At 59.4% G+C, this 25,107-nt stretch carries 26 protein-coding genes; 6 read left to right on the top strand and 20 right to left on the bottom strand.

Translation table 11 applies throughout. The features are described 5' to 3' along the window. Window positions 1-12: 12 nt before the first annotated feature. Both HMPREF2708_RS09725 and HMPREF2708_RS09720 read right to left on the bottom strand, forming a co-directional pair. Window positions 13-1,230: an HNH endonuclease signature motif containing protein gene (locus HMPREF2708_RS09725; RefSeq protein WP_246840405.1), complete on the bottom strand. Its 1,218-nt coding sequence runs from the start codon at window positions 1,228-1,230 to the stop codon at window positions 13-15. 190 nt (window positions 1,231-1,420) lie between these two features. Then, window positions 1,421-1,978 (bottom strand): GNAT family N-acetyltransferase, encoded by a 558-nt coding sequence (locus tag HMPREF2708_RS09720; protein ID WP_070834081.1) that lies wholly within the window; start codon window positions 1,976-1,978, stop codon window positions 1,421-1,423. 80 nt (window positions 1,979-2,058) lie between these two features. On the opposite strand from HMPREF2708_RS09720, the gene HMPREF2708_RS09715 reads away from it, so the two are divergent. After that, window positions 2,059-2,817 carry an enoyl-CoA hydratase-related protein gene (locus HMPREF2708_RS09715; RefSeq protein WP_070834080.1) on the top strand — a complete coding sequence of 253 codons (759 nt, stop codon included), beginning with the start codon at window positions 2,059-2,061 and terminating at the stop codon, window positions 2,815-2,817. Window positions 2,818-2,857: 40 nt separating this feature from the next. Here the strand turns inward: HMPREF2708_RS09715 and metS are convergent, their stop codons facing one another. The 5 genes from metS to HMPREF2708_RS09690 form a co-directional block, all read right to left on the bottom strand. Continuing rightward, window positions 2,858-3,025: a methionine/alanine import NSS transporter subunit MetS gene (metS, locus tag HMPREF2708_RS09710; protein ID WP_048733989.1), complete on the bottom strand. Its 168-nt coding sequence runs from the start codon at window positions 3,023-3,025 to the stop codon at window positions 2,858-2,860. A 5-nt stretch (window positions 3,026-3,030) separates the two neighbouring features. Further along, the gene (locus HMPREF2708_RS09705) at window positions 3,031-4,641 is read right to left on the bottom strand and encodes a sodium-dependent transporter (protein ID WP_070834079.1); all 1,611 of its coding nucleotides are present in this window, start codon (window positions 4,639-4,641) and stop codon (window positions 3,031-3,033) included. Between the two features lie 308 nt (window positions 4,642-4,949). After that, window positions 4,950-6,122 (bottom strand): acyl-CoA dehydrogenase family protein, encoded by a 1,173-nt coding sequence (locus HMPREF2708_RS09700; protein WP_070834078.1) that lies wholly within the window; start codon window positions 6,120-6,122, stop codon window positions 4,950-4,952. 634 nt (window positions 6,123-6,756) lie between these two features. Further along, a complete protein-coding gene (locus HMPREF2708_RS09695; RefSeq protein ID WP_070834077.1) occupies window positions 6,757-7,530 on the bottom strand; it encodes an alpha/beta fold hydrolase in 774 nt (257 codons plus the stop codon). A 42-nt stretch (window positions 7,531-7,572) separates the two neighbouring features. After that, complete coding sequence (locus HMPREF2708_RS09690; protein ID WP_070834248.1) at window positions 7,573-7,965, bottom strand: DUF5997 family protein; 393 nt, start codon at window positions 7,963-7,965, stop codon at window positions 7,573-7,575. Window positions 7,966-8,005: 40 nt separating this feature from the next. Between HMPREF2708_RS09690 and HMPREF2708_RS09685 the strand changes: the two genes are divergently transcribed. Both HMPREF2708_RS09685 and HMPREF2708_RS09680 read left to right on the top strand, forming a co-directional pair. Further along, entirely contained in the window at window positions 8,006-8,767 is a 762-nt protein-coding gene (locus HMPREF2708_RS09685; RefSeq protein WP_070834076.1) for a type 2 periplasmic-binding domain-containing protein, read from the top strand. 63 nt (window positions 8,768-8,830) lie between these two features. After that, window positions 8,831-9,463: a GNAT family N-acetyltransferase gene (locus HMPREF2708_RS09680; RefSeq protein ID WP_070834075.1), complete on the top strand. Its 633-nt coding sequence runs from the start codon at window positions 8,831-8,833 to the stop codon at window positions 9,461-9,463. Window positions 9,464-9,481: 18 nt separating this feature from the next. Here the strand turns inward: HMPREF2708_RS09680 and HMPREF2708_RS09675 are convergent, their stop codons facing one another. The 5 genes from HMPREF2708_RS09675 to glpX form a co-directional block, all read right to left on the bottom strand. Further along, a complete protein-coding gene (locus HMPREF2708_RS09675; RefSeq protein ID WP_070834074.1) occupies window positions 9,482-11,080 on the bottom strand; it encodes an MDR family MFS transporter in 1,599 nt (532 codons plus the stop codon). Then, entirely contained in the window at window positions 11,070-11,669 is a 600-nt protein-coding gene (locus HMPREF2708_RS09670; RefSeq protein ID WP_246840404.1) for a TetR/AcrR family transcriptional regulator, read from the bottom strand. The genes HMPREF2708_RS09675 and HMPREF2708_RS09670 overlap by 11 nt, the downstream gene beginning before the upstream one ends. A 188-nt stretch (window positions 11,670-11,857) precedes the next feature. Beyond that, a complete protein-coding gene (locus tag HMPREF2708_RS09665; RefSeq protein ID WP_070834072.1) occupies window positions 11,858-12,232 on the bottom strand; it encodes a Rossmann-fold NAD(P)-binding domain-containing protein in 375 nt (124 codons plus the stop codon). Window positions 12,233-12,771: 539 nt separating this feature from the next. Continuing rightward, a complete protein-coding gene (locus tag HMPREF2708_RS09660; RefSeq protein ID WP_070834071.1) occupies window positions 12,772-14,172 on the bottom strand; it encodes a class II fumarate hydratase in 1,401 nt (466 codons plus the stop codon). Window positions 14,173-14,332: 160 nt separating this feature from the next. Beyond that, entirely contained in the window at window positions 14,333-15,358 is a 1,026-nt protein-coding gene (gene glpX / locus HMPREF2708_RS09655) for a class II fructose-bisphosphatase (protein WP_070834070.1), read from the bottom strand. A 371-nt stretch (window positions 15,359-15,729) separates the two neighbouring features. On the opposite strand from glpX, the gene HMPREF2708_RS09650 reads away from it, so the two are divergent. Beyond that, window positions 15,730-16,359 (top strand): DUF4245 domain-containing protein, encoded by a 630-nt coding sequence (locus HMPREF2708_RS09650; protein ID WP_083321930.1) that lies wholly within the window; start codon window positions 15,730-15,732, stop codon window positions 16,357-16,359. A 118-nt stretch (window positions 16,360-16,477) separates the two neighbouring features. Here HMPREF2708_RS09650 and HMPREF2708_RS09645 read toward each other — a convergent pair whose 3' ends face one another. The 4 genes from HMPREF2708_RS09645 to HMPREF2708_RS09630 all read right to left on the bottom strand — a co-directional run bounded on the left by HMPREF2708_RS09645 (window position 16,478) and on the right by HMPREF2708_RS09630 (window position 20,958). Beyond that, window positions 16,478-16,768: an exodeoxyribonuclease VII small subunit gene (locus HMPREF2708_RS09645; protein WP_048733840.1), complete on the bottom strand. Its 291-nt coding sequence runs from the start codon at window positions 16,766-16,768 to the stop codon at window positions 16,478-16,480. A 61-nt stretch (window positions 16,769-16,829) separates the two neighbouring features. Then, on the bottom strand, window positions 16,830-18,065 hold the full coding sequence (gene xseA / locus HMPREF2708_RS09640) for an exodeoxyribonuclease VII large subunit (RefSeq protein ID WP_070834068.1): 1,236 nt from the start codon (window positions 18,063-18,065) through the stop codon (window positions 16,830-16,832). Between the two features lie 107 nt (window positions 18,066-18,172). Beyond that, on the bottom strand, window positions 18,173-19,261 hold the full coding sequence (locus HMPREF2708_RS09635) for a DUF6542 domain-containing protein (RefSeq protein WP_070834067.1): 1,089 nt from the start codon (window positions 19,259-19,261) through the stop codon (window positions 18,173-18,175). Between the two features lie 146 nt (window positions 19,262-19,407). Then, window positions 19,408-20,958: an AI-2E family transporter gene (locus HMPREF2708_RS09630; protein ID WP_070834066.1), complete on the bottom strand. Its 1,551-nt coding sequence runs from the start codon at window positions 20,956-20,958 to the stop codon at window positions 19,408-19,410. Between the two features lie 94 nt (window positions 20,959-21,052). On the opposite strand from HMPREF2708_RS09630, the gene ychF reads away from it, so the two are divergent. After that, complete coding sequence (gene ychF / locus HMPREF2708_RS09625) at window positions 21,053-22,132, top strand: redox-regulated ATPase YchF (protein ID WP_049189393.1); 1,080 nt, start codon at window positions 21,053-21,055, stop codon at window positions 22,130-22,132. A 92-nt stretch (window positions 22,133-22,224) separates the two neighbouring features. Here the strand turns inward: ychF and HMPREF2708_RS09620 are convergent, their stop codons facing one another. Further along, window positions 22,225-22,866: a DUF998 domain-containing protein gene (locus HMPREF2708_RS09620; protein ID WP_070834065.1), complete on the bottom strand. Its 642-nt coding sequence runs from the start codon at window positions 22,864-22,866 to the stop codon at window positions 22,225-22,227. A gap of 26 nt (window positions 22,867-22,892) precedes the next feature. On the opposite strand from HMPREF2708_RS09620, the gene HMPREF2708_RS09615 reads away from it, so the two are divergent. Further along, window positions 22,893-23,522, top strand: a complete 630-nt coding sequence (locus HMPREF2708_RS09615; RefSeq protein ID WP_083321929.1) for a TetR/AcrR family transcriptional regulator — start codon at window positions 22,893-22,895, stop codon at window positions 23,520-23,522. 26 nt (window positions 23,523-23,548) lie between these two features. On the opposite strand, the gene HMPREF2708_RS11045 is transcribed toward HMPREF2708_RS09615, so the two are convergent. The 3 genes from HMPREF2708_RS11045 to HMPREF2708_RS09605 all read right to left on the bottom strand — a co-directional run bounded on the left by HMPREF2708_RS11045 (window position 23,549) and on the right by HMPREF2708_RS09605 (window position 25,096). Beyond that, window positions 23,549-23,701, bottom strand: a complete 153-nt coding sequence (locus HMPREF2708_RS11045) for a hypothetical protein (RefSeq protein ID WP_168168112.1) — start codon at window positions 23,699-23,701, stop codon at window positions 23,549-23,551. A 568-nt stretch (window positions 23,702-24,269) separates the two neighbouring features. Continuing rightward, a complete protein-coding gene (locus tag HMPREF2708_RS09610) occupies window positions 24,270-24,617 on the bottom strand; it encodes a VOC family protein (protein WP_070834064.1) in 348 nt (115 codons plus the stop codon). An 86-nt stretch (window positions 24,618-24,703) separates the two neighbouring features. Further along, window positions 24,704-25,096, bottom strand: coding sequence for a peptide chain release factor I (locus HMPREF2708_RS09605; protein ID WP_040361288.1), 393 nt, complete (start codon window positions 25,094-25,096; stop codon window positions 24,704-24,706). Window positions 25,097-25,107: the final 11 nt, after the last annotated feature.

Below are 25,107 nucleotides of genomic sequence, written 5' to 3'. Positions count from 1 at the left end.
TACATCCGGGTTTTATTCCGGAGGTGGTGGCTCCGGCCCGAGCTGTCTCGTTGTGCCCGCCCGGTATCCGGCGTAGGACCTCCCGGACATTGATGTCACAAATGAGTTGCTAAACAGGGGCGGTCGAGTTTTGTCCGGCGGGCGCCATCGAATATGTCCGGATGTGGGGATACGTTCGAGGTAGCCGTTGCGTCCTTCCCGGTCGTCGTCGTTAAGCCCGTTGTGTTCTCGGCAGACCATGGTGAGGTTGTCCAGCGTGGTTGTGCCGCCGTTTTTGTGAGCGACTAGGTGGTGCGCTTGTCCGCTATAGGCGGGGCGTTCACAGCCGGGCCAGGCGCAGATGGGGTTGTCGATGAGCATCGCGATGCGCTGCTCTTCAGTCGCCAGACGGGGGTTGCCGATGGGAAATAAGTCCGTAATGGCGCTGTGTTCGTCGTAAAGCACGGCCCATCCGGTGTCGGCGAGTAGGGCGTTGAGGAAGACGTCGGGCGCGAGCGCGGAGCCGTTGGTGGTGGCGGCGAAGCGCGGGCTGTAGTCGATGATGTCTTGCGCGGTGATGATGATGGCGGGTTGGTAGCGCATTTCATCGAGCTTGTCGACGGGCATTGCGGCATCGGCATGCTCGAGGCGCTCGGCAAGCGCCTGACCGACGCAGCGGTCGTGGGAAAACTCCAGATGGGACTTCCGGATTTCTGCGGCGCGGATGGTAAGCGGCGACAGGAGATTGTCGAGCATATCCGAGGGGCCGGAGATATGAAAGTGCTTCATTCCCCGGATGTCTACCTTCCGGGAAAACCGGGCGCGCAGGTGCTGGGGTGGTTCGTCTTCGGTGTTGAGCTCGGTGAGAGTTTCCCGCATGTAGAGATCGAGTTCTTCGAAGCCGAGACGCTCGGCGGCTGCGACGAATGTGAGCCGCAGGTTGTCGTGGAGTTCTGCGTTGTTGGCTTGGCGGCTGCGCTTGTCGATAAGCACGCAGGTGTCCAGGCTGAGCCCGAGTCGGCGGGCCAGAGCTGTGGCGTCTTCGCGGGCTTTGGTGTTTTCCTCGGTGTCAGCGGGTTGAAGATAGTGGGCGGCGACGCGTAGCAACAGCCGGAGGCGCGCCGGGTCAAGGCCGAGGGTTGCCGCCAGGTGGGAGGTGGCGTCGTGGCCGTCGGGACGCGCGGCGTGGAGTTCCGCCAGCGTGTCCATTCCGCGCGAGGCCAGTGTGGCGAGCGTCCCAAGAACTGTCATGCCTTTGAAGGTAAAAGTCCGGATGTAGGGGGACAACGCCCATGAGGGCAGGCTGTGGATAAGTCAGCCGGTTTAGCAGTTATCCACATCCGGACTTTTCTGTTGCCGCCCCGCGCAAAAAGCAGCACCGCGCAACCATGCGACCGCACTGCCGCACCGCCAAACAACCGCCTCGCCGCACGGCCGCCTGTTACGCCCCGAAGTCAGCGAGCGGCTGTCCGGTGAGGCGGAAGGTGTCCCATTCGTCCATGGGGAAGGCACCGAGGGAGCGGTAGAAGTTGATGGAGGGTTGATTCCACTTCAGGACGCACCACTCGACACGTGAGTAGCCTCGCTCCACGGCAATTCGCGCGAGGTTCTGCAGCAGTGCTTTGCCCTTGCCGGTGCCGCGTGCCTCGGGGCGGACGTAAAGGTCTTCGAGGTAGATGCCGTGGGTGCCTTCCCAGGTGGAGTAGTTCAGGAACCACAGTGCAATGCCGTCGAGGCGAGGGCCGCCACCAACACCGCCACTACTAACAACACCGCCACTACTAACACCGGCGCCGTTATCGTCGCAATCGTCCAAATTTTCGGATGTGGAGTCGACGACGTGGCAGAAAATCGCGGGGTTGTCCCCGAAGAGCTGTTCGCGCAGGCGCTCGGGGGTCAGTCGGACGGCGTCGGGTTCTTTTTGGTAGGCTGCCAGGTCTTTGATGAGGTCGACGATCTCGTGGACGTCGTCAGGCGTGGCGGGGCGTGGAAGTGTCATGTGTCCCTTGTTACTCGAGGCGGGTGATTTGGTGCAAAAGTGCGTCCGAGGCGGGGGAGATTGCGATAACCTGCGAGGTTATGAGCAACGTTACTCAAGACTTTTCCGACGGCATTCTAGCCATCACCATCGACCGCCCGGATGCCTATAACTCCCTGGATAAGAATCTCCGCTTGGAGCTAAAAGCCGCTTTTGAGCGTGCGCAGGAGCCGGATGTGCGCGCTGTTATCCTGCTCGGCGGGCCGAAGGCGTTTTGTACGGGTCAGGATTTGAAGGAGCACATTTCCGACCTGCAGTCCGGCGCCGGCATGGGCAAGGTTGTCGAGGAGTACAACCCGATGGTCGCGGAGCTGACCGCGATTAACGTTCCGGTTATTGCTGCTATCGAAGGTGCTGCGGCGGGTGCCGGTTGGTCGCTGGCGCTGCACTGTGATTTCCGTATCGCTGGCCCGAAGGCATCGTTCAAAGCGGCGTTCCCGTCGATTGGCCTGGCCACGGACTGTGGCATGTCGGCGCTGCTGCCGCGTATGGTCAGCGACGCGAAGGCGCGTGAGCTGTTGTTCTTCGATAAGAAGGTGCTTGCCGACGAGGCCCTGAGCCTCGGCCTCGTCACTGAAGTGGTGGATGATCCAGCGACTCGGGCACGCGAGTTGGCAGCTCAGTTTGCAGTGGGGCCGACGGCCGCTCTGAAGGAGATTAAGGCTCTGCTGCGTCGGGATACCTTGGCTGCTGCTGCGGCGGAGGCGGACGCGCAGGCTCGTTTGGCGGTCTCGGCCGACCATAAGGAAGCGGTGGCCGCGTTCTTGGAGAAGCGACCACCGCGTTTCGTAGGTGAGTAAGTCAGATACCTGGAGTGGCAGGGGAGGTAGTAGTGAAGAACTACTGCTCTTCCTGCGCTCCTAGTACTTCGCTGGTGAGTTCTGGGTGATCTCCCAGCTCACCGGAAACCTCGTCAGGGTGCTTGGATAGGCTGACCAGCGAGACCGCCAGGCCGCCCCAGATGACGATGATGAACAGTGCCATCATGACAATTGCGATACCGGACATTTGGCTTAAACCTCCTCGATTTCCGGAGTGTGCTTGCGTGGCAGGTGTGAGGTTCGCTTGAAATCTGGCGTTACACCGAAGTCTGAGCCCGGAGGGCCGTCGAGACGGTGTTGGCCGCGCCAAGGCAGGATGGCCATAATCAGAGCGCCGATGAGAATCACGCCGATGACGCCCCAACCAAAGATGTCGATTTGGGTGTCGGAGTAGCCTTCGTAGTTTTCCTGGAAAAGTCCGATGAGCTCCTGGAACAGGATGACGGCGAGAATGACCGGCGTGATGTTTCCGACGAAGATCTGCCACATGGTGCCGACCTTGAACGAGGACACGGCGTTGAGGTGCATGGCGAATTCGTTGGTGCGGCGCAGGATCCAGTCGATTGCGATGATGGTCAGCAGCGCAACCAGGACGATACCGACGTTGTTGGTGAACTTATCGACGATGTCGAGGGTTACCAGACCTGAGGTGGTCGGGAAGGCCAGCAGCGAGATGACGGCCATGGAGCCACCGACGGTGAGAGTGGCCTGGACGCGGCCGAGGTTCAGCTTGTCCTTGACTGCGGAGACGACGACCTCGAGTAGTGACATCAGGGAGGTCACACCGGCGATTGCCAGGGAGAGGAAGAACAGCAGGCCGAAGACCGAACCGATGAAGTTTGGCATCTCAGAGATGACTGTCGGGAAGGCGATGAAGGCAAGACCAATACCGGAGGTTGCGACCTCGTCGACAGCCTGGCCGGATTGGGTTGCCATGAAGCCCAGGGTGGCGAAGACACCGATACCGGCAAGAACCTCGAAGGAGGAGTTTGCGAACGCGGTGACCAGGCCGGAGCCGGTGAGGTTCGTGCGTGGCTTCAGATAGGAGGCGTAGGTCAGCATGATACCGAAGGCCACGGACAGGGAGAAGAAAATCTGTCCGTAGGCGGCGATCCACACGCTGGAGTCAGTAAGTGCGGACCAGTCCGGGGTGAAGAATGCGTCCAGGCCCTTTGCAGCGCCATCCAGGGTCAGGGAGTAGATGACCACTGCGACGAAGAGAACGGTCAGCAGCGGGATGAAGATGACGGAGACCTTACCGATGCCCTTGTCCACGCCAGCGGCCAGAATGCCGATGACGAGAACCCAGACAATGAGCAGGACGATGGAAATAGAGGGGACGAAATCGAGAGAGAAGACGCTCTCGGTGTCCGCTTGGAGGAAGTCCTTCATGAAGTGGGTCTCGGCATTTGGACCCCAGCTCTTGCGGAGGGACTTCCAGGCGTAGATGAAGGACCACGCGATAATAACGGCGTAGTAGACGGTAATGAAGAAGGCGATACCGACTTGAATCCAGCCAATTGGTTCAGCCCAGGGCTTGATGCGACGCATCGACTTCGGTGCTGACCCGCGGAAGCGGTGGCCGATGGCGAAGTCGAGGAAGAGCAGTGGGATACCCGCGGTCAGTAGTGCGACCAGGTAGGGGATAAGGAAGGCGCCACCGCCGGAGTCGTATGCGACATAGGGGAAACGCCAGATGTTTCCGAGCCCGACTGCCGAGCCGATGGCGGCGAAAATGAAGGCTGCTCGGGTGGAAAACACCTCCCTTCGCTGAGGGGTAGCGGTCGAGTTAGTTGTGCTCATACCTCTGGAACTCCAATCCTTCATCTCCGGTCACGCGCCCGCGTGGCCGAGGGGAAAATTGGTGAAGTGCATCACCATTACCTAATGAAATCTTAGTATATGAGATAGGTATCTCATTGTATAGTTTCAGTTTTGTAGGGGGTAATGGTTTTGGTGAGGGCTGTGGTACAGGGGGGGGAGGGAGGCTCCAATCAAGCCTCGTAAATAATCACCGACCCTAAGAGCTGCCTCAGTCACAAGCATGCAAAAACCCCGCCAGGAAAACCTGACGGGGTTTGTGTCGAATCAGCTAGGCCGACGTGCGCTATTTACTCTGCGCCGCCCTTGGCGATGCGACGGAAGATGATCTCCTTCATGATCTCGTTGGTGCCACCGTAGATGGTCTGGACCTTGGAGTCGAGGTAGTGAGTGGAGATCGGGTACTCGAGCATGAAGCCGTAGCCACCGAACATCTGCAGGCAGCGGGTAACGATGTCCTGCTGCTCCTCGGTGGTCCAGTACTTGGCCATCGAAGCACCGGTCTCGTCCAGCTGGCCAGCGTTGTGAGCCATAACGGCCTGGTCAACGAAAGCCTGCAGGGCGGTGACGCGGGTGGCGATGTCAGCCAGGTAGTGGCCGTGGACCTGGTGCTTGATAATCGGGCGACCGAATGCCTCGCGCTCCTGAGCGTACTTGTAAGCCAGGGTCCAGGCGCGGCGGGAAGTTGCGACAGAGCCGCAAGCCAGGGTCAAGCGCTCGTGAGCGAGGTTGGTGCGGAGGTAGCCGAAGGCTGCGCCCTCTTCGCCGAGCAGGTTCTCAGCCGGAACGCGGACGTTGTCGAAGTTGAGCTCAGCGGTGTCCTGAGCCTTCAGGCCGACCTTCTGCAGCGGGCCAGCCTTGGTGAAGCCCTCGAGGTCGGCGTCGACGATGAACATGGAGACACCGGCGCGGCCCTTGGACGGGTCGGTGATAGCTGCAACGAGAGCGAAGTCGGCCATCATGCCGTTGGAGATGAAGATCTTGGTGCCGTTGAGGACGTAGTGGTCGCCGTCCTTCTTAGCGAAGGTGCGCATACCAGCTAGGTCGGAACCGGCACCCGGCTCGGTCATGGCGAGGCAGCCGATGGTGTCGCCGGCGTTCATGGAAGCCAGGTACTTCTGCTTCTGCTCTTCGTTACCGAACTTAGCCAGGTATGGAGCGACCAGGTCGTTGAGAACGCCGAAGGAAACGACGATGGAGCCACAGTCAGCGTTGGAGAGCTCCTCGTTCAGGACCTGGTTGTAGCGGAAGTCCATCTCTCCGCCGCCGCCGTATGCCTCCGGAGTGGACATACCAATCAGGCCGAGCTCACCGGCCTTCTTGAAGACCTCGCGGTCCGGCTGACCTTCCTTGTGCCAGCGCTCTACGTTCGGGGTGATTTCCTTCTCGACGAAGCCGCGAACCATGTCGCGGAACATGTTGTGCTCTTCTTCGAAGTGAGTACGGGGCAGAAAGTCCTTCATGACATGCTCCTAGAAATATTGTCGTGGAATTTTTGTCTTAAGGCCTTTTCGTACGTCGCAGATAAACGCTGCAGATAAACGCGATGGCCTCGGTTCATCGTCATAGTGACTATGACTGTTGTACCCCATTATGCATGAGTGTGATGAGAGACACTTGTTTTTTTAAAAGTTTTTTCCCGATTGGTGATGTGAAATCGCTTGACGACGGATATTGCGCCCAGCCTTCCCGGAAAACTACCCCCGTTGCGGTTGGGGGTGCTATTGAATTCGGGCTATCACCGACGGTCGGCAATGTTAGGTAATGCTAACCTGCAGAGCCAGGTGAATGGCTATTTTTGTCATGTCCGCTAGTCGGACTGCTGGGGCTTTGGGGTGGAGAGTGTAAGCGTTTGAGATGGCCGTCATGGGGGTGATTAACGAAACATTCTCGTTTTCTTATTCCCATTAGTGCTGGTGGTCGTTAGTATGAGCATCAGGTGGAGACCGGTTCCCTTGATTATCCGAGCTTCTTCCACTGCAGTCATAGCAACCTCCAATTGCACTCGAAAAAATGACGCGACCCGTGCGCCGTCCCTGTGGAATGGACAGCGAGCAGGTCGCGTCATTTTTTATTTTTTATTGCTGCGATTAGGCGCTAGTCGGCAATCCCATCAATGTGCGCCAGCAGGGCAGAGTTGTAGTACTCCGGGGTCTCCTGGTTAAGCAGGTGCTTGGCCGGCGAAATGACGACCATGGTCGAGCCCGCGATGCCGTCGTGAAGCGAAGTGACGACGTCGAGAGATGTAGAGGTGTCCTGCTTGCCGGCGATAACCAGCGTCGGAGCGGTGATCTCGGCGAGGCGCTCGCGGGTGTCGAAGCGGGACAGTGCGCCGCAGGCACCGATGTAGCCGTCATCGGGGCAGTCGGCAATCATGTCGCGGAAGCGGGCTGGTAGCTCGGGGTTGGTGTCGAAGCACTCGTCGGTAAACCAGTTGCGGACGACAGTATCGGCGAGCGCGACCGTGCCCTTGTCGCGCACGAGCTGGGCCTTTTCCTGCCAGGCCTCGGGTGTGCCGAACTTCGGCGCTGTCGACGACAGCGTCAGGCTGGCCACGCGATTGGCGTGCTCTAGCGCGATGGTCTGGGCGATAGCGCCGCCGAGCGATAGGCCGACAAAGTGCGCGTGGTCGACATCCTCCTCATTGAGAACCTCGATGATGTCGGCAGCCAGGTGACTCATATTCCACTCGCCCTCGGGGATGGGGGATTCGCCATGGCCGCGGACATCTGGCGTGATGACCTGGTACTTTTCGATCAAAGCAGCTACTTGCGGCTCCCACATCTCCTGTGTGGTGCCCAGCGAGCCGATCAGGACAACCGTACCGTTGCCCCTGTGGTTGATTGCATGTGCGGTGTAGTCGATGGCCACGAGGATCCTCCTTGAAGACGTCAGCTGTGTCGGCTGTGTCTGCTATTTCTCGGCGTTGCGAGCAGCTTCAGCGGCAGCCCGACCGGGGCCGTCGTCCTTCTTGGACTCTGCCTCAGCGGCTTCCACGCGCTGCTTCGCCATGGATTCACGAGCGGTCTCCAGCCACTCCGGCATCTGCTCGAGCAAATCCTTAATCTCCGCCGTTGTCAGCGGCTTGTCCATGTCATTCTTCTTCAACGCCGTGATAGTAATGCCCAGCTTGCGGGCAACTTCCGGGCGCGGGTGCGGTCCGTTGCGGCGTAGCTCAGCGAGCCACTCCGGCGGATTGGACTGCAGTTCCGCAAACTGCGCGTGCGAAATCTCACCAGTGCGAAATTCCTCGGGTGTGGCCGGGAGGAAAATGCCAAGTTTCTTGGCTGCGGTTAGGGGTTTCATGGGTTCAACGCTAGCACCCATTCGAGTAACCTTGCGGAGTATGTCGACTCCTGAACCCGCCGTCCTGCGCATCGTGTTCGCCACCGGCACCAGTCCCGAGAAGTGGTTCCGCCGCTTTAGAGATCGGATTCCGGCAACACTGCACGCCCACGCCGCCGACGATCCGATGTCCGACCTGGTCGGCGGTGCCGCTGACATGGCGCTGGTTCGGTTAGAGTCTGAAAGCTCGCTGCCCGAGTCGCTCCATCGCATCCGGCTTTACGACGAAGCCTGGGGCGTGGCCTACGAAAAAGAACACGTATTCTCCCTCACAGAGTCCGTGCCGGAGGAGCTGTTGGCGGACGAAACTGTGCTGCTGACCTCTGTGGATGCGGACGAGCTGCGACAGATGCTGCCTGTCGCAGCCACTGGTGCAGGCGTCGTAGTGGGGCCTCGCACGATTTTGAAGGCGCTATCGAAGAAGGCGGTGGCCTCATCGGACTTGGTGGCCGAGGAAGGTGCCACAAATCCGCTGTCCCGGACAGCTATTTGGTTGGTGTGGCCGAAAGCAGAGGACGACGAGCTCCGGCAGGAGTTCGTCGGCATTGTCCAGGGGCGTCGGGAGGGGTCGACACGCACGCAGCTGGGGCGCAGGAAGTCTGACGAGCACCCGAAGAAGTTGTCGGCCCGAGAAAAGACGCTGGCCAAGCAAGCCCGTCGCAGGGCCGCAAGTGGCGTCGTAAAGCATGCAAAACCCACTTCGAAGGGGCGTGGCGGGCGCGGTGGACGTGCGGGTGGCGGTCGTCCACGCAGGAGAAAGTGATTTTTTTACAATATTTTTACGGTTTCGTTCGACGCGCACCGAAAAATTAGCGACACTGTAGGTATGGCAGATAAGAAGCGCGATTTCACGATCCGAATGATGCGTGAAGAGGACTATCCACAGATCCAAGAAATCTATGAGATTGGCCTTGATACAGGACATGCATCGTGGGAACATTCGGCACCCGAATGGGACGAATTTATCGCTCTAAAGCGCGTTGACCTGTGTTATGTCGCAGTCGATGCGGAGAATCCAGACAAGATTTTGGCATGGGCATCAGCCGCGCCGGTGTCTAAGCGTCCGATCTTCAACGGTGTCATCGAAGACTCCATCTACGTCCATCCGGACGGCCAGGGGATGGGGCTGGCAGCGACGATGCTGCAAAAGCTTATCGATGATGCCACGGAGAAGGGCTGCTGGTCCATTCACTCTTGGGTTTTCCCGGAGAATGTGGGCTCGCTCAAGCTGCACCGCAAGCTCGGTTTCCGCGAGGTCGGCATCTACCATCACATGGCCAAGATGACCTACGGCCCGATGGCGGGGCAGTGGCGTGATGTCATTATTCTGGAAAAACTGCTGGAAAAGCCGGAGGAGCGCGCACTCAAGCGTGTCCAGGAAGAAGCAGAGGCCGCCGGCGAGCCGAACCGTCCAATTCTGGAAAAGCTCGACCGCGCCGACGGCCAGGTGGGGGCGTAGTAGGAGGTTGTCGAGGTTTTACTCGACGGTCTCCTTCAACGGATCCTCACGGACGAAGAACACAATGATTGCCGCCAGGACAATAACTGGCGTCAAGTACAAGAAGATCGGTGTCAATCCATCGTTGTAGCTGGAAATCAGCGCTTCGTGGATTGGCGCCGGCAAACTATCCAATACCTGCGGAGTCAGGGAACCGATGGACTTGGAGGAAAAGCCCTCCGGTCCCATTTGCTTTGCGAACTCCGCGGCAGCCTCGGGGGAGGCGGCCTTAATCTGCTCGATGGCAGCCGGGACACGCTCGCCGGCCAAGTCCTTCATGCGGTGGATGAAGATCGAGCCCACGATGGAGGAGCCGACCGCGCCACCAATCTGGCGGAAGAAGTTGTTAGCTGCTGTAGCAGTACCGACCATTGCCACCGGGAACGAGTTCTGAACAATCAGAACCAGAACCTGCATACCGGTACCCAGACCAAAGCCCATGATGAACAGGTAAATACCGAGCTGCCACAGCGGAGTAGAAGGCTCCAGGGTGGACAGCAAGTACAGCGACACAGCCATAATCATCAGACCGATGAACGGGTAGAAGCGGTACTTACCGGTGCGCGAAATAACCTGGCCCACACCAATTGAGGTCAGCAGCATACCGACCATCATCGGAGTCATCATCAAACCGGCCGCAGTCGGCGACATCGAGTGCACCATCTGCAGGTAAGTCGGGATGTAAGCCATCGTGCCGAACATCGCGATACCGAGAATCAGACCGGAGGAGGTCGTCAGCACGAAGTTCCGGCTGCGGAACAGGTGCATTGGGATTAGCGGGTTGGAGACGCGGGTTTCAGTGAAGAAGAACAGCGTCCACGAAATTGCCGAAGCAATGACCAGCGAAATGATGGTGCCCGACGTCCACGCATACTGCGTGCCACCCCAGGTTGTGGTGAGAATTAGCGTGGAGGCAGCAGCGGTGAGGAACATCGTGCCGATGTAGTCGAAGTTGCCCTCGCTCTTGCGGCGCGGCAGCTTCAAGAAGGCAGCGGCAGCGACGAGCGCAATCAAGCCCATCGGGACGTTGATCCACAGACCCCAGCGCCAGCCCGGGCCATCGGTAAACCAACCGCCCAGCACCGGGCCGAGCACGGAGCTCAGGCCGAACACAGCGCCCATGATGCCCATAAACTTACCGCGCTGACGTGCAGGGATAACCTCAGCCAGAATGGACTGAGAGGAGACCATCAACGTACCGCCAGCAAATCCCTGGAAGGCACGGGCGGCGATGAGAAGGCCCATGGAGTGGGTAATCGCGCCGATGATGGAGCCCACCATAAACAGGACAATGCCCATCATGAACAGGCCCTTGCGGCCAATCATGTCACCGAGCTTGCCGACAATCGGCATTGCCACAGTCTGTGCCAACAGGAACGCAGAAATGACCCACGACATGTGGTCGACACCGCCGAGCTCGCCGACGATGGTCGGCAGCGCGGTGGAGAAAATCATCTGCCCCAGCGAGCTCATCAGCATAGTGAGAATGAGCGCGAAGAAGATGATGCCCAAGCGTGATTCGTTGTCAGAAACCGTAGTGTTGGTTTCGCTTTGGACAGTGGTGTTACTAGCGGTCACTAATCCTCCTCCTAAAATTTGTAACGGCGTGTGCAGCGTCGTGAAGCGGTGTATCTGTATTGAATTCGTCCAGGTGAACGGATGAATAAAGGACGCATTCGCGAACAAATCCAACCGACAGTGATACCTCGGCCTCCAGTGGAAGCTCCGGGTGGCTGCGCGAGCTCGGATCTATTTCGAAATAGCGCTCAAAAGCGGAGCGAACTCGGCGCATGGAGTTTCCAAAGTTGGAGATAACCACCGTGGACAGTTTCGGCTCATTACGCAGGATTTCCTGGATGCGGTCACGCAGCATGCGACGAAACTCGTCAGTAGCTCCCAGAGCCTGATACCTGCGAAGCTTGTTGCGCTTTTCGGCCTCAATGTGATCGAGCATGTTAGCAATCGGGTCTTCGTGTTTCTGAGAGACGAATTGCTCTTCATCCTCGACATCGAACGACATAATGCCGTTGCCGAAAATGGACTGATCCTTGGAATCGAAATAATTGAAGAATGTACGTCTACTAGTGCCGGCTCGCTCGCAGATGTCTTCGATATTGACATTGTCATATCCGCGGTCGAGTACCAGCGCAGTGGCGGCATCCGCCAAATTACAGTGCGTTTTGAACCGTTTTAGTTCGCGTAGCCCGCATTCAGGACGCTCCCTGGAATGTTGACCATTGCTTTGTTCTTGCACGGAGTGAAAGTTTACACCCCGTGCAATCATGTGCAAGTTGATGTATCAACCTGGGGTTTTCTGGGTAAAGTAGACCAGTTCAGTCTTGCCCTAGTCCCTCGCTAGTGCTCTTTCACAAGCTCGTGCTCGAGCGCACGCTGCAGTGAAGTGAAACGGAACTCATGGCCGACCTTTGCCAACACCGCCGCATCGACACCATCGAGCAAGTCATGCGCAGGCTGGGCCGTATCCCACAACCGCGCTCCACCATCACCATTGCCGTTCTCACCCGCCGGCCGCGTCTGCTCCGGGTGGCGCACCAAGGACACAACCGTGTATCCCGCGGTCATCAGCAGCGCACGCAACTGCGTGCCGACGGTCCCCGACGCCCCCGTCATCGCCACCGTCAGCGGCTCCGGAGAATGCCCGAGGTAGGTAGAGAGCTTATCGACGGCACCAAGATCACCGGCAACTTTGGTAGCGCGATAAGAAAACATTGACCTAAGTCCCGGCACTGGCACCTTCGTAGACACGGTATCTACCAGTGCTGTTGCCTGAGCAGTCCCCGTAAGACTGATGGCATCTTCCAGGCGATGAGTGTGACGCCAACCAGTAAGCGCAGCAAAGGGCTGGTTGGTTACGACATCGACAAACGGTTTCCCCGGCTCGAATTCTGCACCTTAATGCTGCGCAACCCATCTGCCGCCTATGGGCAGGGAGAACACCGTGGTGCCGTCGACAAGCGACGATGCCTCAGACTTCGGTGCCATCGGAATCAGCCCTGGAGTGAGACGCGTGACCGCGCCGGGTCATGCGAACCACTCGGCGACGCGAGCGCGCGGAAAATTGACGGTGTGATGGAAGATTTTGTCAAAGGCTGGCAAGCGGGTGCTCATGTCTGCCACGGTACGGCAAAGTGCGGATTCGTCGAGTGGACATGAAAAATCCCCTCCCAGGAAGTTGCCGTAAAAGCGGCAACAGACTGGCAGGGGACTAGGTTTCGCTAGCCACGGTTAGCGTGGCAGAAAACCTGCGATTAGTCGCGGTCGGTGTTTGCCATGTCGAGGACGTTCAGGCGCTTGTCCAGCTCGTCCTCGGTCAGCTTCTCACCGTCGACGAAGCCCATGTCAATAACAGTCTGACGGATGGTCTTACCTTCCTTCAGGGCGGTCTTAGCGACCTTAGCTGCGTTCTCGTAGCCGATGGCGGAGTTCAGCGGGGTGACGATCGACGGGGAGGACTCAGCCAAAGTCTTCATACGCTCGATGTTCGGCTCGATGCCGTCAACCAGCTTCTCAGCGAAGACGCGTGCGGTGTTCGCCAGCAGCTTAGCGGACTCCAGCACGTTACGTGCCATGACCGGGATGAAGACGTTCAGCTCGAACGCACCGTTAGCGCCGGCGAAGGCGACAGCGGCGTCGTTACCCATGACCTGTGCTGCGACCTGAGTAGCGGTCTCACACAGAACCGGGTTGACCTTGCCCGGCATGATGGAGGAACCCGGCTGCAGGTCCGGCAGGTGGATTTCAGCGAGGCCGGTCAGCGGGCCGGAGCCCATCCAGCGAATGTCGTTTGCAATCTTGTTCAGGGAGACAGCAACCGAGCGCATAGCGCCGGAGAACTCAACCAGGCCGTCGCGGTTAGCCTGAGCCTCGAAGTGGTTCCGAGCCTCGCGCAGCTCCTTGATGCCGGTCAGCTCGACGAGCTCAGCGGTGACCTTGGCGCCGAAGTCCGCCGGGGTGTTCAGGCCAGTGCCGACAGCGGTACCACCAATTGGCAGCTCGCCCAGGCGCGGCAGGGTTGCCTCGATGCGCTCAATGCCAGCCTCAATCTGGCGAGCGTAACCGGAGAACTCTTGACCCAGGGTCACCGGGACGGCATCCATCAGGTGGGTACGGCCGGACTTAACAACGGTCTCCCACTCCTTGGCCTTCTTAGCTAGGGACTCCTGCAGAACCTTCAGGCCCGGGATGAGGTCCTTGACAGCTGCCTCGGTTGCTGCGACGTGAGTAGCAGTCGGGAAGGTGTCGTTGGAAGACTGGCCCATGTTGACGTGGTCATTCGGGTGAACCTCAACGCCGTTGGCCTTTGCGATGGATGCAATGACTTCGTTGGTGTTCATGTTGGAGGAAGTGCCCGAACCGGTCTGGAAGACATCAATCGGGAACTCAGCATCGTGCTTGCCTTCAGCAATTTCCTTGGCAGCGGCGACGATGGCATCTGCCTGCTCAGCAGACAGCAGGCCGCGGTCCTTGTTGACGATGGCGCAAGCTGCCTTCAGCAGACCCATAGCGCGAATCTGTGCAGACTCCAGCGGACGGCCGGAAATCGGGAAGTTCTCAACTGCACGCTGAGTCTGTGCGCGCCACAGGGCGTTAACCGGAACCTTAACCTCGCCCATGGTGTCGTGCTCGATGCGGAACTGCTGCTCTGTCATTCGTTGCCTCTTTCAGCTAGGGGAACTTGAGTGCGCGCAAAACGGCCAATTATGCATGTCATTTTCATGCGACGCAGAACCGTTAGCGCATTCGCCTTCAAGTATGAATCAGATTGATAAAAAAGTGGTGCCCTGAGGGCACCACTAAAGGGGTAGTTACTTACAGATCGATGTTCGGCATCTCACCGGAGCCGTAGTCGATGGTGGCGTACTTACGCAGCTTCTCCAGGGAGTGGAAAGCCTCGATGCGGCGAATGGTGCCGGACTTGGAGCGCATAACCAGCGAGCGGGTCCATGCACCGTTACCGCGGTAAGCGACGCCGCGCAGCATGTCGCCGTTGGTGACACCGGTGGCAACGAAGTAGCAGTTGTCGGATGCAACCAGGTCCTCGGTGGTCAGAATACGAGACAAATCGTGTCCAGCGTCAAGCGCCTTCTTAATTTCCGCCTCATCGCGCGGGTGCAGCTTGCCCTGAATCTCGCCGCCCATACACTTCATGGCGCAAGCGGTGATGACACCTTCTGGGGTGCCGCCGACGCCCATCATGATATCGACGGAGTTGGTGTCCTGCGCTGCGGCAACAGCGCCGGCAACGTCACCGTCGCCGATTAGGCGAACCTTGGCGCCAGCTTCGCGGATGTCACGAATCATGTCAGCGTGGCGCGGGCGATCCAGCACGACAACGGTGACATCTTCCGGACGCAGACCCTTGGCCTTAGCGACGGCCTTAATGTTGTGCTCAACCGGAGCCTCGATGTCAATCTTGCCGGCAGCCTCTGGGCCAACAGCAATCTTGTCCATGTAGAACACAGCCGACGGGTCGTACATGGAACCGCGGTCTGCAGCGGCAAGAACAGCGATGGAGTTCGGGCGACCCTCTGCCATCAGGGTGGTGCCATCAATCGGGTCAACTGCGATGTCGACGGCCGGGCCTTCGCCGTTGCCGACCTTTTCGCCGTTGAACAGCATCGGAGCTTCGTCCTTTTCGCCCTCGCCAATAACAACGACACCGTTCATAGCCACGGTATTGATGAGCTGGCGCATGGCATCGACGGCAGCGCCGTCGCCCTTTTCCTTCTGACCACGACCGACCCACTGACCAGCTGCCAGTGCAGCGGACTCAGTAACTCGGACGAGCTCCATCGCAAGGTTGCGATCTGGTGCTTCAGGATTCGAGGCGTTCATTGACTTCTGGCCCTTCCGTCGTTTTTTAGGAACTCTTTTGAGGTTTGAGAATGTGCTGGGAGACGCCACGCCAGGAAACTGGGGTTTGGCGCTGCAACAATTTCTATTTATCGATGTTTGGCGCGACCTTTTGAGCGCCATTGCATCTGTTACTAGTGTTCCACCTTTTTCGTGTTCGGGGGTGGACGCAGCGCCAAAGTGGGGGGAGCTTCAGGGCTAAACCCCCACATCATGCGGGTATCAAAAGTTTGTTCCGGCGTCAGTTCGCTTGACGACGTCGACAGCGTCCGTCATCAAGTATTGCTAGCCGCAGCTGTGCGGATGCGACTGATGACTAGGTTCGTTGCGGGGCCTTTGGCATACTTGAGCGCGTGGCGAATGAGAAACCTAGGATTTTGCAGGACAGTCGAGACATGATTCTCACCCTCGTGGTGATGTTTCTTGCGGTGGCTGTCACCATCGGCTTTACCGGCCTGTGCAGTTTTAACCCCGGGAAGCCGGAAAACGGTCCGGTGCGCGAGGTCGATGCCGCCCCATTCGTGAACATGGAGGCTCGGCGCGTGGACTATCCAGTTCGCCTGCCGAAGGTGCCTGAGGGCTGGACTTCAAACTCGACCCGCGCGGGTATGGCGGCGGGGAAGCAGACGACCATTATTGGCTATGTCACCGCTAGCGGAGCATTCATTCAGGTCACGCAAACAGATGCGGAAGCAGGTCAGCTGCCGGAGGACGGTAAGAATCGTCTCCGCGACGGTACCACTGACGTGGAAGGTACAACCTGGACTAAGTATGTGCCGGCTGAGGACAACGTGCGTCGCGTATGGGTTGGGGACCTCGGTGACTCCCGCGCAATTATCGAGGGCACTGCCAACGACGAGGAGTTCACACAGTTGGCTGCGGCTTTGCAGAAGGCCGAGCCAATCGATCCGGACGCGACAATGCCGGATCCGTCACAGCCACAGCAGACTGCGTCCGAGACGCCGTCGGCACCAGCAAAGTAGGCCGAGTCGAGCACTCGCCTGGATTGGTAATCCCAACTAGGGCCATAAAATAGCTGAACTCAGCTATCGGCGACGAGACGAGAATCGATATGCACTGACGGTCGTTTCTCGTCTCTTTTTATTCCTCACCGCTCCCATTCTCGGCCGAAGCCGCGGCATCCTGATTCTTGCTGGCCAAGGCGGCTTCAACCTTTGCCCGGGCGCCAGCCAAATGCTCCTCGCAGCGGCGGGCCAGCGCCTCGCCTCGCTCCCACAGCGCCAGGGATTCATCCAGGCTCATCTGCCCGAGTTCTAGGAGCTTGACGGTCTCGACCAGCGCATCTCGCGCCTGCTCGTAGCTCAGGTTCTCAACCGGTACCTGTTCCTCCGAAGAGGGAGCCTGACCCGCGCCGAAAACATTGTCATTCATTAGCGAATACGTCCTTCACATCTAGTAATTAAAGCTTCAAGGTTGGAAAAGTCATTGCTTATTAATTCGCCGGCTTCGTAGCTAGCGTCGCTGCAGAGATGGAACCGTCACTGACGCGAATTCGCAGCTGGGAACCCATCGGAGCATCTGTAATAGAGGTCACAATCTGTGGTTCTGGCTGAGCAGCCGATTGTGCCTGCACGATGGCATAGCCGCGAGCGAGTGTGGCAGAGGGGCCAAGTGCTGAAACCTTGCCGCGCAATCCCGATACCACTGCTTCCTCGCGTTCCAGACTGCGGTGGATGAGAAAACGCAGCCGATCCACCTGCGCCGTGACAAACTCTTCACGCACGCGGATGGGAGTGAGCGGATCGCGCAGTACCGGCCGCGACGTCAAATCCCGCAGGGTCGCTACTTCACGGTCAACCCATCGCCGCAGAGACGCCGAGGAGCGCTCACGCAGCTGTGCAATTAGGCGGCGTTCCTCAGCAGCATCGGGCACTGTTTTCTTCGCTGCATCCGTAGGTGTGGCAGCACGTAAATCAGCGACGTAATCCAACAGCGGAGTATCCGGCTCGTGTCCGATCGCAGAAACCACCGGTGTGGTCGCCTTACTCACCGCACGAATCAGCGCCTCATCTGAAAAAGGCAGCAAATCTTCGACACTGCCACCGCCACGGGCGACGATGATGACATCGACCTCCGGGTCGGCGTCGAGCTGTGCCAGCGCCTCAATAATCTCCGGAACAGCCTTGGCTCCCTGCACAATTGTGTTGATTACCCGGAAATCCACCTCAGGCCAGCGGGCACCCGCGACCGAAAGCACATCGCGTTCAGCTGCCGAACCGCGACCGGTAATCAACCCGATCTTGTTGGGGAGGTAGGGCAGAGGGCGTTTCAGCCGCGGATCAAAAAGGCCTTCCGCCGCTAGCGCCTGGCGCAGCTGTTCCAGCCGTGCCAATAGTTGCCCCAAACCTACGGGCCTCCACTCCGTAGCCCACAGGGAAAACTGCCCCCGCCCGGCATAAAACGCAGGCTTGCCCAAAACCACTACGCGGTCGCCGTTGCGCAACGGATTATTACGCAGTGCCGCAGTAGAACAAGTCACCGACACCGAAAACTCCGCGGAGGTGTCACGCAGAGTGATGTAGGAGAGCTTCCAACTCGGCTTGGAGTTGATCTGGGCGATTTCCCCCTCGACCCAAATTTGTCCAAGGCGCTCAATGTAGTCCTTGACTAACTGGTTCAGGCGTCGAACCTGAACCGGTTTCTCGGCCGACGTTTCCAATTTCGACATACATCAACACTTACACGATGGGGCGGATCACCCTGCTAATAAACGCACGTTGCCCACAGGCTAAATTTGCCTGTGGGCAACTGTGACGGTAAAAGTGCAAGCCCGAGCTACTTGCGGTAACGAGACCTGCTATCGCGGCCGGTTATCCGCTCCTGGCGAGGGCGCTGCTGTCGCGGTGGCCACTCCTCGGTGCGGCGGTGGTTGCCCACTTGGCGTGCGGGGCTCTGTTGAGACTTTTCGGACGGAGACTCCGGCGAAGACTGCTCTCCCCACATCCGTGCCGTTCCTTCAGCTTGACGACGGGGAAACTCTGGCGTTGGCCGCTGCGGTGCGTTTGGCCTTTCAATCGGACGACGAGGCTGCTGTCTAGTCGAGTTCGACGAAGCGGAATCCTGAGTGAACTGTGCCTGCCCCGGATGCGGGCGAGACTGCCAACGGGAGGTTGGCTGCTGAGCCCGCTGTGCGAAATTCGAGCGCTGCTGGGCACGCTCCCCAGAACGGTCAACTGGTCGCTCACGCAGTTGCTCGGCGTTGCGCGATGCCGAGTTGGCGTTCGCTGCCGGTCGGGCACCAGAACGAGAAGTCCCCTGCCGAGAGCGTGCAGCCTGCTGGCGCGCCTGGCGGCGAGCTTCGGCATCTCGGATAATGTCCGCAGCGGGACGTCGTGAAGCAGGACGTTCCTGAGAGCGAGAAGCTACGCGGCGATCAGATTCGGCGAGACGACGGCGAACCTGAGAGCTGGATTCGACAGCGGCTTCGTCACGGTGCTGGCGTTGTTTAGCGGCCTTGCGCTGGGTGTTGAGGGATTTCTCCTGGGTGCGGGTGATTTCGAGGTAACGCCACACTGCGATGATGACACAGATAATCATCAAGATCAGCAGCCACGGGAACTGCTGGATGATGGGATATGCGGAGGTCACCAAACGAGCGCGTTTAGAGGTCGTCGCGGTCGCGCCACCATTTTCGGGATCGGCTAGAGAACCGGTAAACCACGCTGTGAAAAAGGTGACAAGCGCGAACAAAATGGGGATTTGAGCGACGGTAACTACCAGACCGCGAGGAACCACCAACAGTGTTCCGGCCACAGCTGCCACGGCAAAAGCAATGAAGTAGGGCTTGCCAATTGACCCGTTGGGAACAGAAAAGAGCAAACCAATAACGCCGGCCAGAAGCATCAGCAACGGCGGCACAAACATTGGCACGCGTGGAAGCAGGGGTTTGTTCCCACTGCCTTTACGGGGTATTGCTGATCTGTTCGACACGAATGCGTATCCTACCGGTTATTAGTGGTAAAAACGGGCAAGCCCTGTATATAGGCTCGCCCGTGTCTTGGAATCTGGCCTTACTTGTTTTTCTTAGAGAAAGACCCGGAGACTACTTCACTGATCTTGTGGAAGGCCTTGGTCATCGTTCCCTCTTCCTGCTTGGTCGGGCCAGCATCGGAGGAAACCTGACCGGCGGTGCGAGCATCTGCCTTCACAGCGCTCTCCGCGGAGCTGTCGGAGTCATCACTGCCCAGACGGAACGAAGCCAGTCGGTCGCGCATCGCACGGCCGGCAGCTTCAATCTGAATGCCGGAGATTGATCCGGCATCCGTGGCGAACTCGATGTCCTTTGCGGTCTTGTCACCCGTTCGCAAATCCGTGAGGTCGCCGAGGTAGCGGAACCAGACCGCGACGACTGCAGTGACTGGCACAGCCAGGAAAGCGCCGATGATGCCGAAGATACCGCCACCGAGCAGAACCACCAACAGGACGATTGCGGCGTGCAGGTCCATAGCCTTGGACTGCAGAATCGGCGAGAGGATGTTGCCCTCAATCTGCTGGACGGCAATGATGATGAGCAAGACAAAGATTGCTGTGGTCAGGCCGTTGGCAACAAGTGCGACAACCACCGCAATGAAGCCGGCGGTGAACGCGCCGACAATAGGAATGAAGCCAGCGAAGAAAGTCACCACGGCCAGGACCATTGCCAGCGGCACATTCAAAATCGCAAGACCGGCACCGATGAAGACCGCGTCGATAAGCGAAACGATAGCCTGCGTGCGGATGTAGCCCGACAGCGTGTTCCAGGAGCGGGTGAGTACCTCCGTGAGATGCCAGCCGAGGCGACGTCCGGTCAGGCGGCGGAGCCATGGCAGGAAGTCCTGGCCGTCCTTGATGAAGAAGAACGTCAGCACCAGCATTGCCATCAAGGTTACGGCGACCGAAGAGACCACCGAGATGCCTTGGAAGACTGTGTTGGCGATATCGCCGGAGCGCTCCTGGAGCCATTGGGAACCCTGGTCCAGAGCGTCGAGGATTTGTTCATCCTTGACGTTAAATGGCGGTGCCTGAATGATGTTCTGGACTTCTTGAATGCCGTCGGTGAACTGGCGACGCAATTCTGGGAACTGCGACTGCACAGTCGGTGCGAGGAACGCGACGACGCCGCCAAGCAGCGCCAGCGCGCCTAGGATGACCGTCAGTGCGGAGAGTGCGCGGGGCCAGCGGTGTTTCATCAGGAACACGGCGGGCGGAGCCAGCACCGTGGAGACAATCAGAGCCAGCAGAATCGGCAGAACGCCAGCCCAAATCTTTCCCAGAATCATAGCGCTGACATACAGCGCCGCTGCGGTGATGAGGAAACGCAGGCACCAACCTGCGAACCATCGGGCGCCCTCGCCAATGACGTCGGCGCGGTCGATGGACTCGGAGTCATTTTCGCTCATAAGCTCATCGAGGTTTTCAGCATCTTCCGGCAGATCCGGTTGCGTTGCCGCTGACTTATGGGCGTCGGAGGGGATAGACAGAGACTGTTCTATACGCAGAGGCTCCGATCCCATTACGTGATCGATAGCGTCTTTTTCGGACTGCGCAGTCCACTCTTCGCCTTCATTGGGTTTATTGCTCACGTATTCATTATGGGGGTTCGGAGGGGATAGGGGGCAACTTCACGAAGTTAGGGCGAGTTCAAATCTTTCTCCCCGAGCCCGTAAGATGAGCAATGTGAGTCTTACACTTGGAATCGTCGGTCTGCCCAATGTCGGAAAGTCAACCCTGTTTAACGCCTTGACACGCAACGATGTGCTGGCTGCGAATTATCCGTTCGCCACCATCGAGCCGAACGTCGGCGTTGTGGAGCTTCCCGATCCCCGTTTGAATAAGCTCGCCGAAATTTACGGCTCCGAGCGTATTCTTCCGGCTACGGTGTCGTTTGTGGACATCGCCGGCATCGTCAAGGGTGCATCGGAGGGCGAAGGTCTAGGTAACAAGTTCCTCGCCAACATCCGCGAGGCTGACGCTATCTGTCAGGTCGTCCGTGTCTTCAATGATGATGACGTTGTGCATGTCGACGGCAAGGTTGACCCGGCCTCTGACATCGGTGTGATTGAAACCGAGCTCATCCTGGCTGATATCCAGACTATTGAGAAGGCGCTGCCGCGTCTGGAAAAGGAAGCCAAGAAGGATAAGGAAAAGGTCGGTGAGGTTGAAGCCGTCAAGCAGGCTCTTGCCGTACTGGAAGAAGGGCGCACTCTCTTCGCTGCTTCCGATGATGTGAAGCTCTCCGCTCTGCGCGAGCTGCACTTGCTCACCGCAAAGCCGTTCCTCTACGTCTTCAACGCTGACGAGGAAGTGCTTGCCGACGAGGACCGCCGCGCGGATCTGGCCGCTGCTGTGGAACCGGCGGACTGTGTGTTCCTCGACGCCAAGGCTGAGTCGGACCTTCTGGAGCTGGATGAGGAATCCCGCAATGAGCTCCTGGCTGAAATTGGCCAGACCGAGCCGGGTCTGCATTCGCTTGCTCGCGCTGGTTTCCGCACTCTTGGTCTGCAGACTTACCTGACCGCTGGCCCGAAGGAGTCTCGCGCCTGGACCATTCCGAAGGGTGCTACGGCCCCGCAGGCTGCCGGCGTGATTCACACTGACTTTGAGCGTGGCTTCATTAAGGCTGAAATTGTGTCCTTCAGTGATCTGGTCGAGGCCGGTTCGATTGCCGAGGCAAAGGCTAAGGGGAAGGTCCGCCAGGAGGGCAAGGACTACATCATGCACGACGGCGACGTGGTGGAGTTTAAGTTTAACGTTTAGCCGAAAGCTCATGTCCGGTTCTCAGCGGAGGGCCCACACATCGAGACAGCAGTGCTGTCGCATGGCCGTCGCAGAGAGGCCCGCTCCCGCACCTAAGCGGACGGCTTGTGAGCCCTCATGAGCGCAACGCCGGTCAGCGCGGTCCAGAGCGTCAGCGAGTCGAAGGAGAGCCGCTCGGCACCGCCGAGCCCGATCCAAGGCATCTCGTACCCATCCAGTGCTGCGACGAACATGATGAAGCTTGCGACGGAGAGGATCACGACCGCGGCCGTGACCTTCCGGAAACTGCCCGGCCCGGCGGCGACGGCGATGAGCGCCATGGCGATCCACTGCGCGGCGGCTTGAAGCAGGGCGAAGCCGTCGTGGGCTGCGGGCGACACGTCCCAGGGGAGAAGGCCGACGCCGATGACCGAGGCTCCGGCGATCGCCATCAGGATGGTTCCGGCCTGGCCGGCGAGCCGAGCCCAGTATCCATGCAGGACAACCGCGCCGAGCAGGACCAGAGCCCCGGATGCAACCATGCCGATGTTGAAGACCGCGTGTTCCGGCGAGCACACCTGACGTATCTGCTGACCGAGTTCGGAGTACTCCCCGCAGGTGGTCACACCGAGATCGCTGATTGTGTTGCGAGAGAGCGAGTAGCGATCTGGCCAGCCCAGCGCCACGAACAACTGAATCGGAATCACCAGTGCGCTGAGCGCCCAGGCCATCGCGCCGACGCGGTACCGCTTCATACGAGCCTCCTCTAAAATACGATCGTATGGTAGATGCTAGCAGCGATCGTCGACGTGTTCGACGTGCACAGGCAGTCGGCGCCCAGCTCGTGGTGGATGCGGCGGTGCGCGTCCTCGTGCGGGATGGCTTGGATGGGTTGTCGGTGCGCAAGGTGGCGTCGGAGGCCGGGCTCTCCATCGGTGCGGTTCAGCATCATTATGCGACGAAGAATGCACTGCTCGTCGCGGCGTCTGAGCGCGTGACGGAACAGTTCACGGCACGCGCTGATGCCCTCACCCACCGAGCTCTCGTCGAGGGCGGAACGTTCGCGGCATTCGTCGCCTTCTGCGAGCTCTTGGCGAACGCGTCGCCGCCACCGGAGGGGACCGGGGACGATACGACGGCGTCCACCGTGTGGCTCTGGTACGCGGCGAAGGCGACGCGGCCCGGGCCCGTGGCCGATGCCTTCGCCGTGGCGTGGTCCCGAACGGAGGAGTATCTCGCGGATGTCATCGCTGAGCTGTACCCCACGCTCAATCCGGTAGACGAGGCGTCTCATCTCCTCGCTGTTCTCGACGGCATCGCCGTCGCGCGAGCCGCGGAACCTCAGCGGATGCCGCTCGCGCGGGCACGGATGCTGGTGCGGCGGCATCTGGACTGCTTGTCGCGGCGATGATGCACGGGGTTGTTAGCAGGCCAAGCTCAGCGCTCCTGTGCTCGGTTCAGCGTTGCTGATGGCAAGCACTGCTGCGCGGCGGCGCGGTGCTGCTGTCTCGGTAAAGCCGTAACACGGCCTGTGTCGGTGTAGAGGAAGACGGCGTGAGGCTCGGGCGTGCCGTCGAGGAAGATCGTCATGTCCCCCGGGAGCCCGCGCGGGGCACAGCCTGCCTCCGGGAGGGTCCTTGGGGAAGCCAATGACGGCAAGCTTGGGCGTGCTCCATGCGGAGATGCGCTCGCCGGCCTACTTGATGCCTTCCAGCGCTTCCCAAGAAGCCTGTCCTCCCTCTGCGTATCCTGTACGTGTCGTCGGCGACGGCCCAGCTCGGACGGGGGCTTGAGACCGGCCCGCCCGAGGACGTTCTTGAGCCGGGGCGCTCACGTTCCCGCGCGTGGTCAGACCCCGGTCGTCCTGGGCATGCTTGCCCTCCCATGTCTCGCGATCCTCGAGGAGCGCAAAAGACGGCCGTAGTGCCGAGGCAGTCGAAGGCCTCGACATCGGCCTCGGTGGTGAAGCCATCGGTGGCCACCGAATTAGGGCGACCTCGGTGGCCACCCCGGGCAGGAGCGTGCGGACGAGGCTGGTGATCAGCGCTGTGTGGCAGGGGATCTGGGGCGCTGATTTAAAGTCCATCCGCAGGTTGCCGCGATCACTGCGTTGCGCGTCGCGTGACTACGATTAGTCGCCTTCGTACGACGACGATGCTCAGTGAGAATGCATGCCGACATTGATGACGTTGCCTGATCCGTCGCGGTAGAAGAAGCGCGTTACGCCCCACTCTTCGGTCGTGAGAGGGTGCACGATCTCGCAACCTGCCTCGACAGCGCGACCGTAGGCGGCTTCGACATCGCTGACGAAGACTGAGACATCGGGATTCTCGCGGGCTGTGGCATCTTTCGCGAGGAGATTCAGCTGACAGCCTCTGGAATCGGCGAGTGTGACGATCCAGCCGTGATCCATGACCACCTCGAGACCGAGGACCGCAGCGTGTTCGTCGACGCTTCTGCGGAGGTCTGCCACCGTGAGGTTGGGGACGATGCGTTCGATATCCATGCCTTCATGCTTCCCGCTGGAGGAGTGCCAGTCAAGAGGTTATTCGGCTACGGAACGTGGTCGAGTTCAAGTTCAACGTGTAGTGCTTAACCTCTGCGAGGAACTCTTTGATCCCGGGACGTGATGAGGACTGGGGCTATTGTGCTCCCCCGAACGCTACGGCCCGGGGGCACGAGGCTGTGTAGCAGGTGCAAGCGAGAGGACCAGGAGCGAAACACAGACCGCTGAGTCGACGCAGTCACGGTAAAGACGGAGCCGTCTAGGCGGTGCTCGAGGTTGTGCGAGACACGGTGACGCTGGGCGTCGGTAAGCGATGCGCATTCGGCGACATTGATGGAAAGCTGAGCTTTGCCGTCCGTCGTGTTGACGCCCTGGCTGCCTGGAGTCGACGATTCCGCGAAACGCTCCGCGAGATCGGCGGCGGCGATGACCGCACCGTCGGGGATCCCCGGGCCGGGCGCTATGGTCATGTCGTTCATGCCGCCCAGCC

This window comes from Corynebacterium sp. HMSC073H12 (assembly GCF_001837775.1).
Classification (GTDB): domain Bacteria; phylum Actinomycetota; class Actinomycetes; order Mycobacteriales; family Mycobacteriaceae; genus Corynebacterium; species Corynebacterium amycolatum.
Note: the sequence above shows the minus strand (reverse complement) of the source record. Positions and strands in the feature narration are given on the sequence as shown.

Excerpts from the sequence above, each read along its gene's own strand:
- HMPREF2708_RS09725 (WP_246840405.1), bottom strand. The coding sequence starts at position 1,230 with ATGACAGTTCTTGGGACGCTCGCCACACTGGCCTCGCGCGGAATGGAC.
- HMPREF2708_RS09720 (WP_070834081.1), bottom strand. The coding sequence starts at position 1,978 with ATGACACTTCCACGCCCCGCCACGCCTGACGACGTCCACGAGATCGTC.
- HMPREF2708_RS09715 (WP_070834080.1), top strand. The coding sequence starts at position 2,059 with ATGAGCAACGTTACTCAAGACTTTTCCGACGGCATTCTAGCCATCACC.
- metS (WP_048733989.1), bottom strand. The coding sequence starts at position 3,025 with ATGTCCGGTATCGCAATTGTCATGATGGCACTGTTCATCATCGTCATC.
- HMPREF2708_RS09705 (WP_070834079.1), bottom strand. The coding sequence starts at position 4,641 with ATGAGCACAACTAACTCGACCGCTACCCCTCAGCGAAGGGAGGTGTTT.
- HMPREF2708_RS09700 (WP_070834078.1), bottom strand. The coding sequence starts at position 6,122 with ATGAAGGACTTTCTGCCCCGTACTCACTTCGAAGAAGAGCACAACATG.
- HMPREF2708_RS09690 (WP_070834248.1), bottom strand. The coding sequence starts at position 7,965 with ATGAAACCCCTAACCGCAGCCAAGAAACTTGGCATTTTCCTCCCGGCC.
- HMPREF2708_RS09685 (WP_070834076.1), top strand. The coding sequence starts at position 8,006 with ATGTCGACTCCTGAACCCGCCGTCCTGCGCATCGTGTTCGCCACCGGC.
- HMPREF2708_RS09680 (WP_070834075.1), top strand. The coding sequence starts at position 8,831 with ATGGCAGATAAGAAGCGCGATTTCACGATCCGAATGATGCGTGAAGAG.
- HMPREF2708_RS09665 (WP_070834072.1), bottom strand. The coding sequence starts at position 12,232 with ATGTTTTCTTATCGCGCTACCAAAGTTGCCGGTGATCTTGGTGCCGTC.
- HMPREF2708_RS09660 (WP_070834071.1), bottom strand. The coding sequence starts at position 14,172 with ATGACAGAGCAGCAGTTCCGCATCGAGCACGACACCATGGGCGAGGTT.
- glpX (WP_070834070.1), bottom strand. The coding sequence starts at position 15,358 with ATGAACGCCTCGAATCCTGAAGCACCAGATCGCAACCTTGCGATGGAG.
- HMPREF2708_RS09645 (WP_048733840.1), bottom strand. The coding sequence starts at position 16,768 with ATGAATGACAATGTTTTCGGCGCGGGTCAGGCTCCCTCTTCGGAGGAA.
- xseA (WP_070834068.1), bottom strand. The coding sequence starts at position 18,065 with ATGTCGAAATTGGAAACGTCGGCCGAGAAACCGGTTCAGGTTCGACGC.
- HMPREF2708_RS09635 (WP_070834067.1), bottom strand. The coding sequence starts at position 19,261 with ATGTTTGTGCCGCCGTTGCTGATGCTTCTGGCCGGCGTTATTGGTTTG.
- HMPREF2708_RS09620 (WP_070834065.1), bottom strand. The coding sequence starts at position 22,866 with ATGAAGCGGTACCGCGTCGGCGCGATGGCCTGGGCGCTCAGCGCACTG.
- HMPREF2708_RS09615 (WP_083321929.1), top strand. The coding sequence starts at position 22,893 with ATGGTAGATGCTAGCAGCGATCGTCGACGTGTTCGACGTGCACAGGCA.
- HMPREF2708_RS11045 (WP_168168112.1), bottom strand. The coding sequence starts at position 23,701 with ATGACGATCTTCCTCGACGGCACGCCCGAGCCTCACGCCGTCTTCCTC.
- HMPREF2708_RS09610 (WP_070834064.1), bottom strand. The coding sequence starts at position 24,617 with ATGGATATCGAACGCATCGTCCCCAACCTCACGGTGGCAGACCTCCGC.
- HMPREF2708_RS09605 (WP_040361288.1), bottom strand. The coding sequence starts at position 25,096 with ATGAACGACATGACCATAGCGCCCGGCCCGGGGATCCCCGACGGTGCG.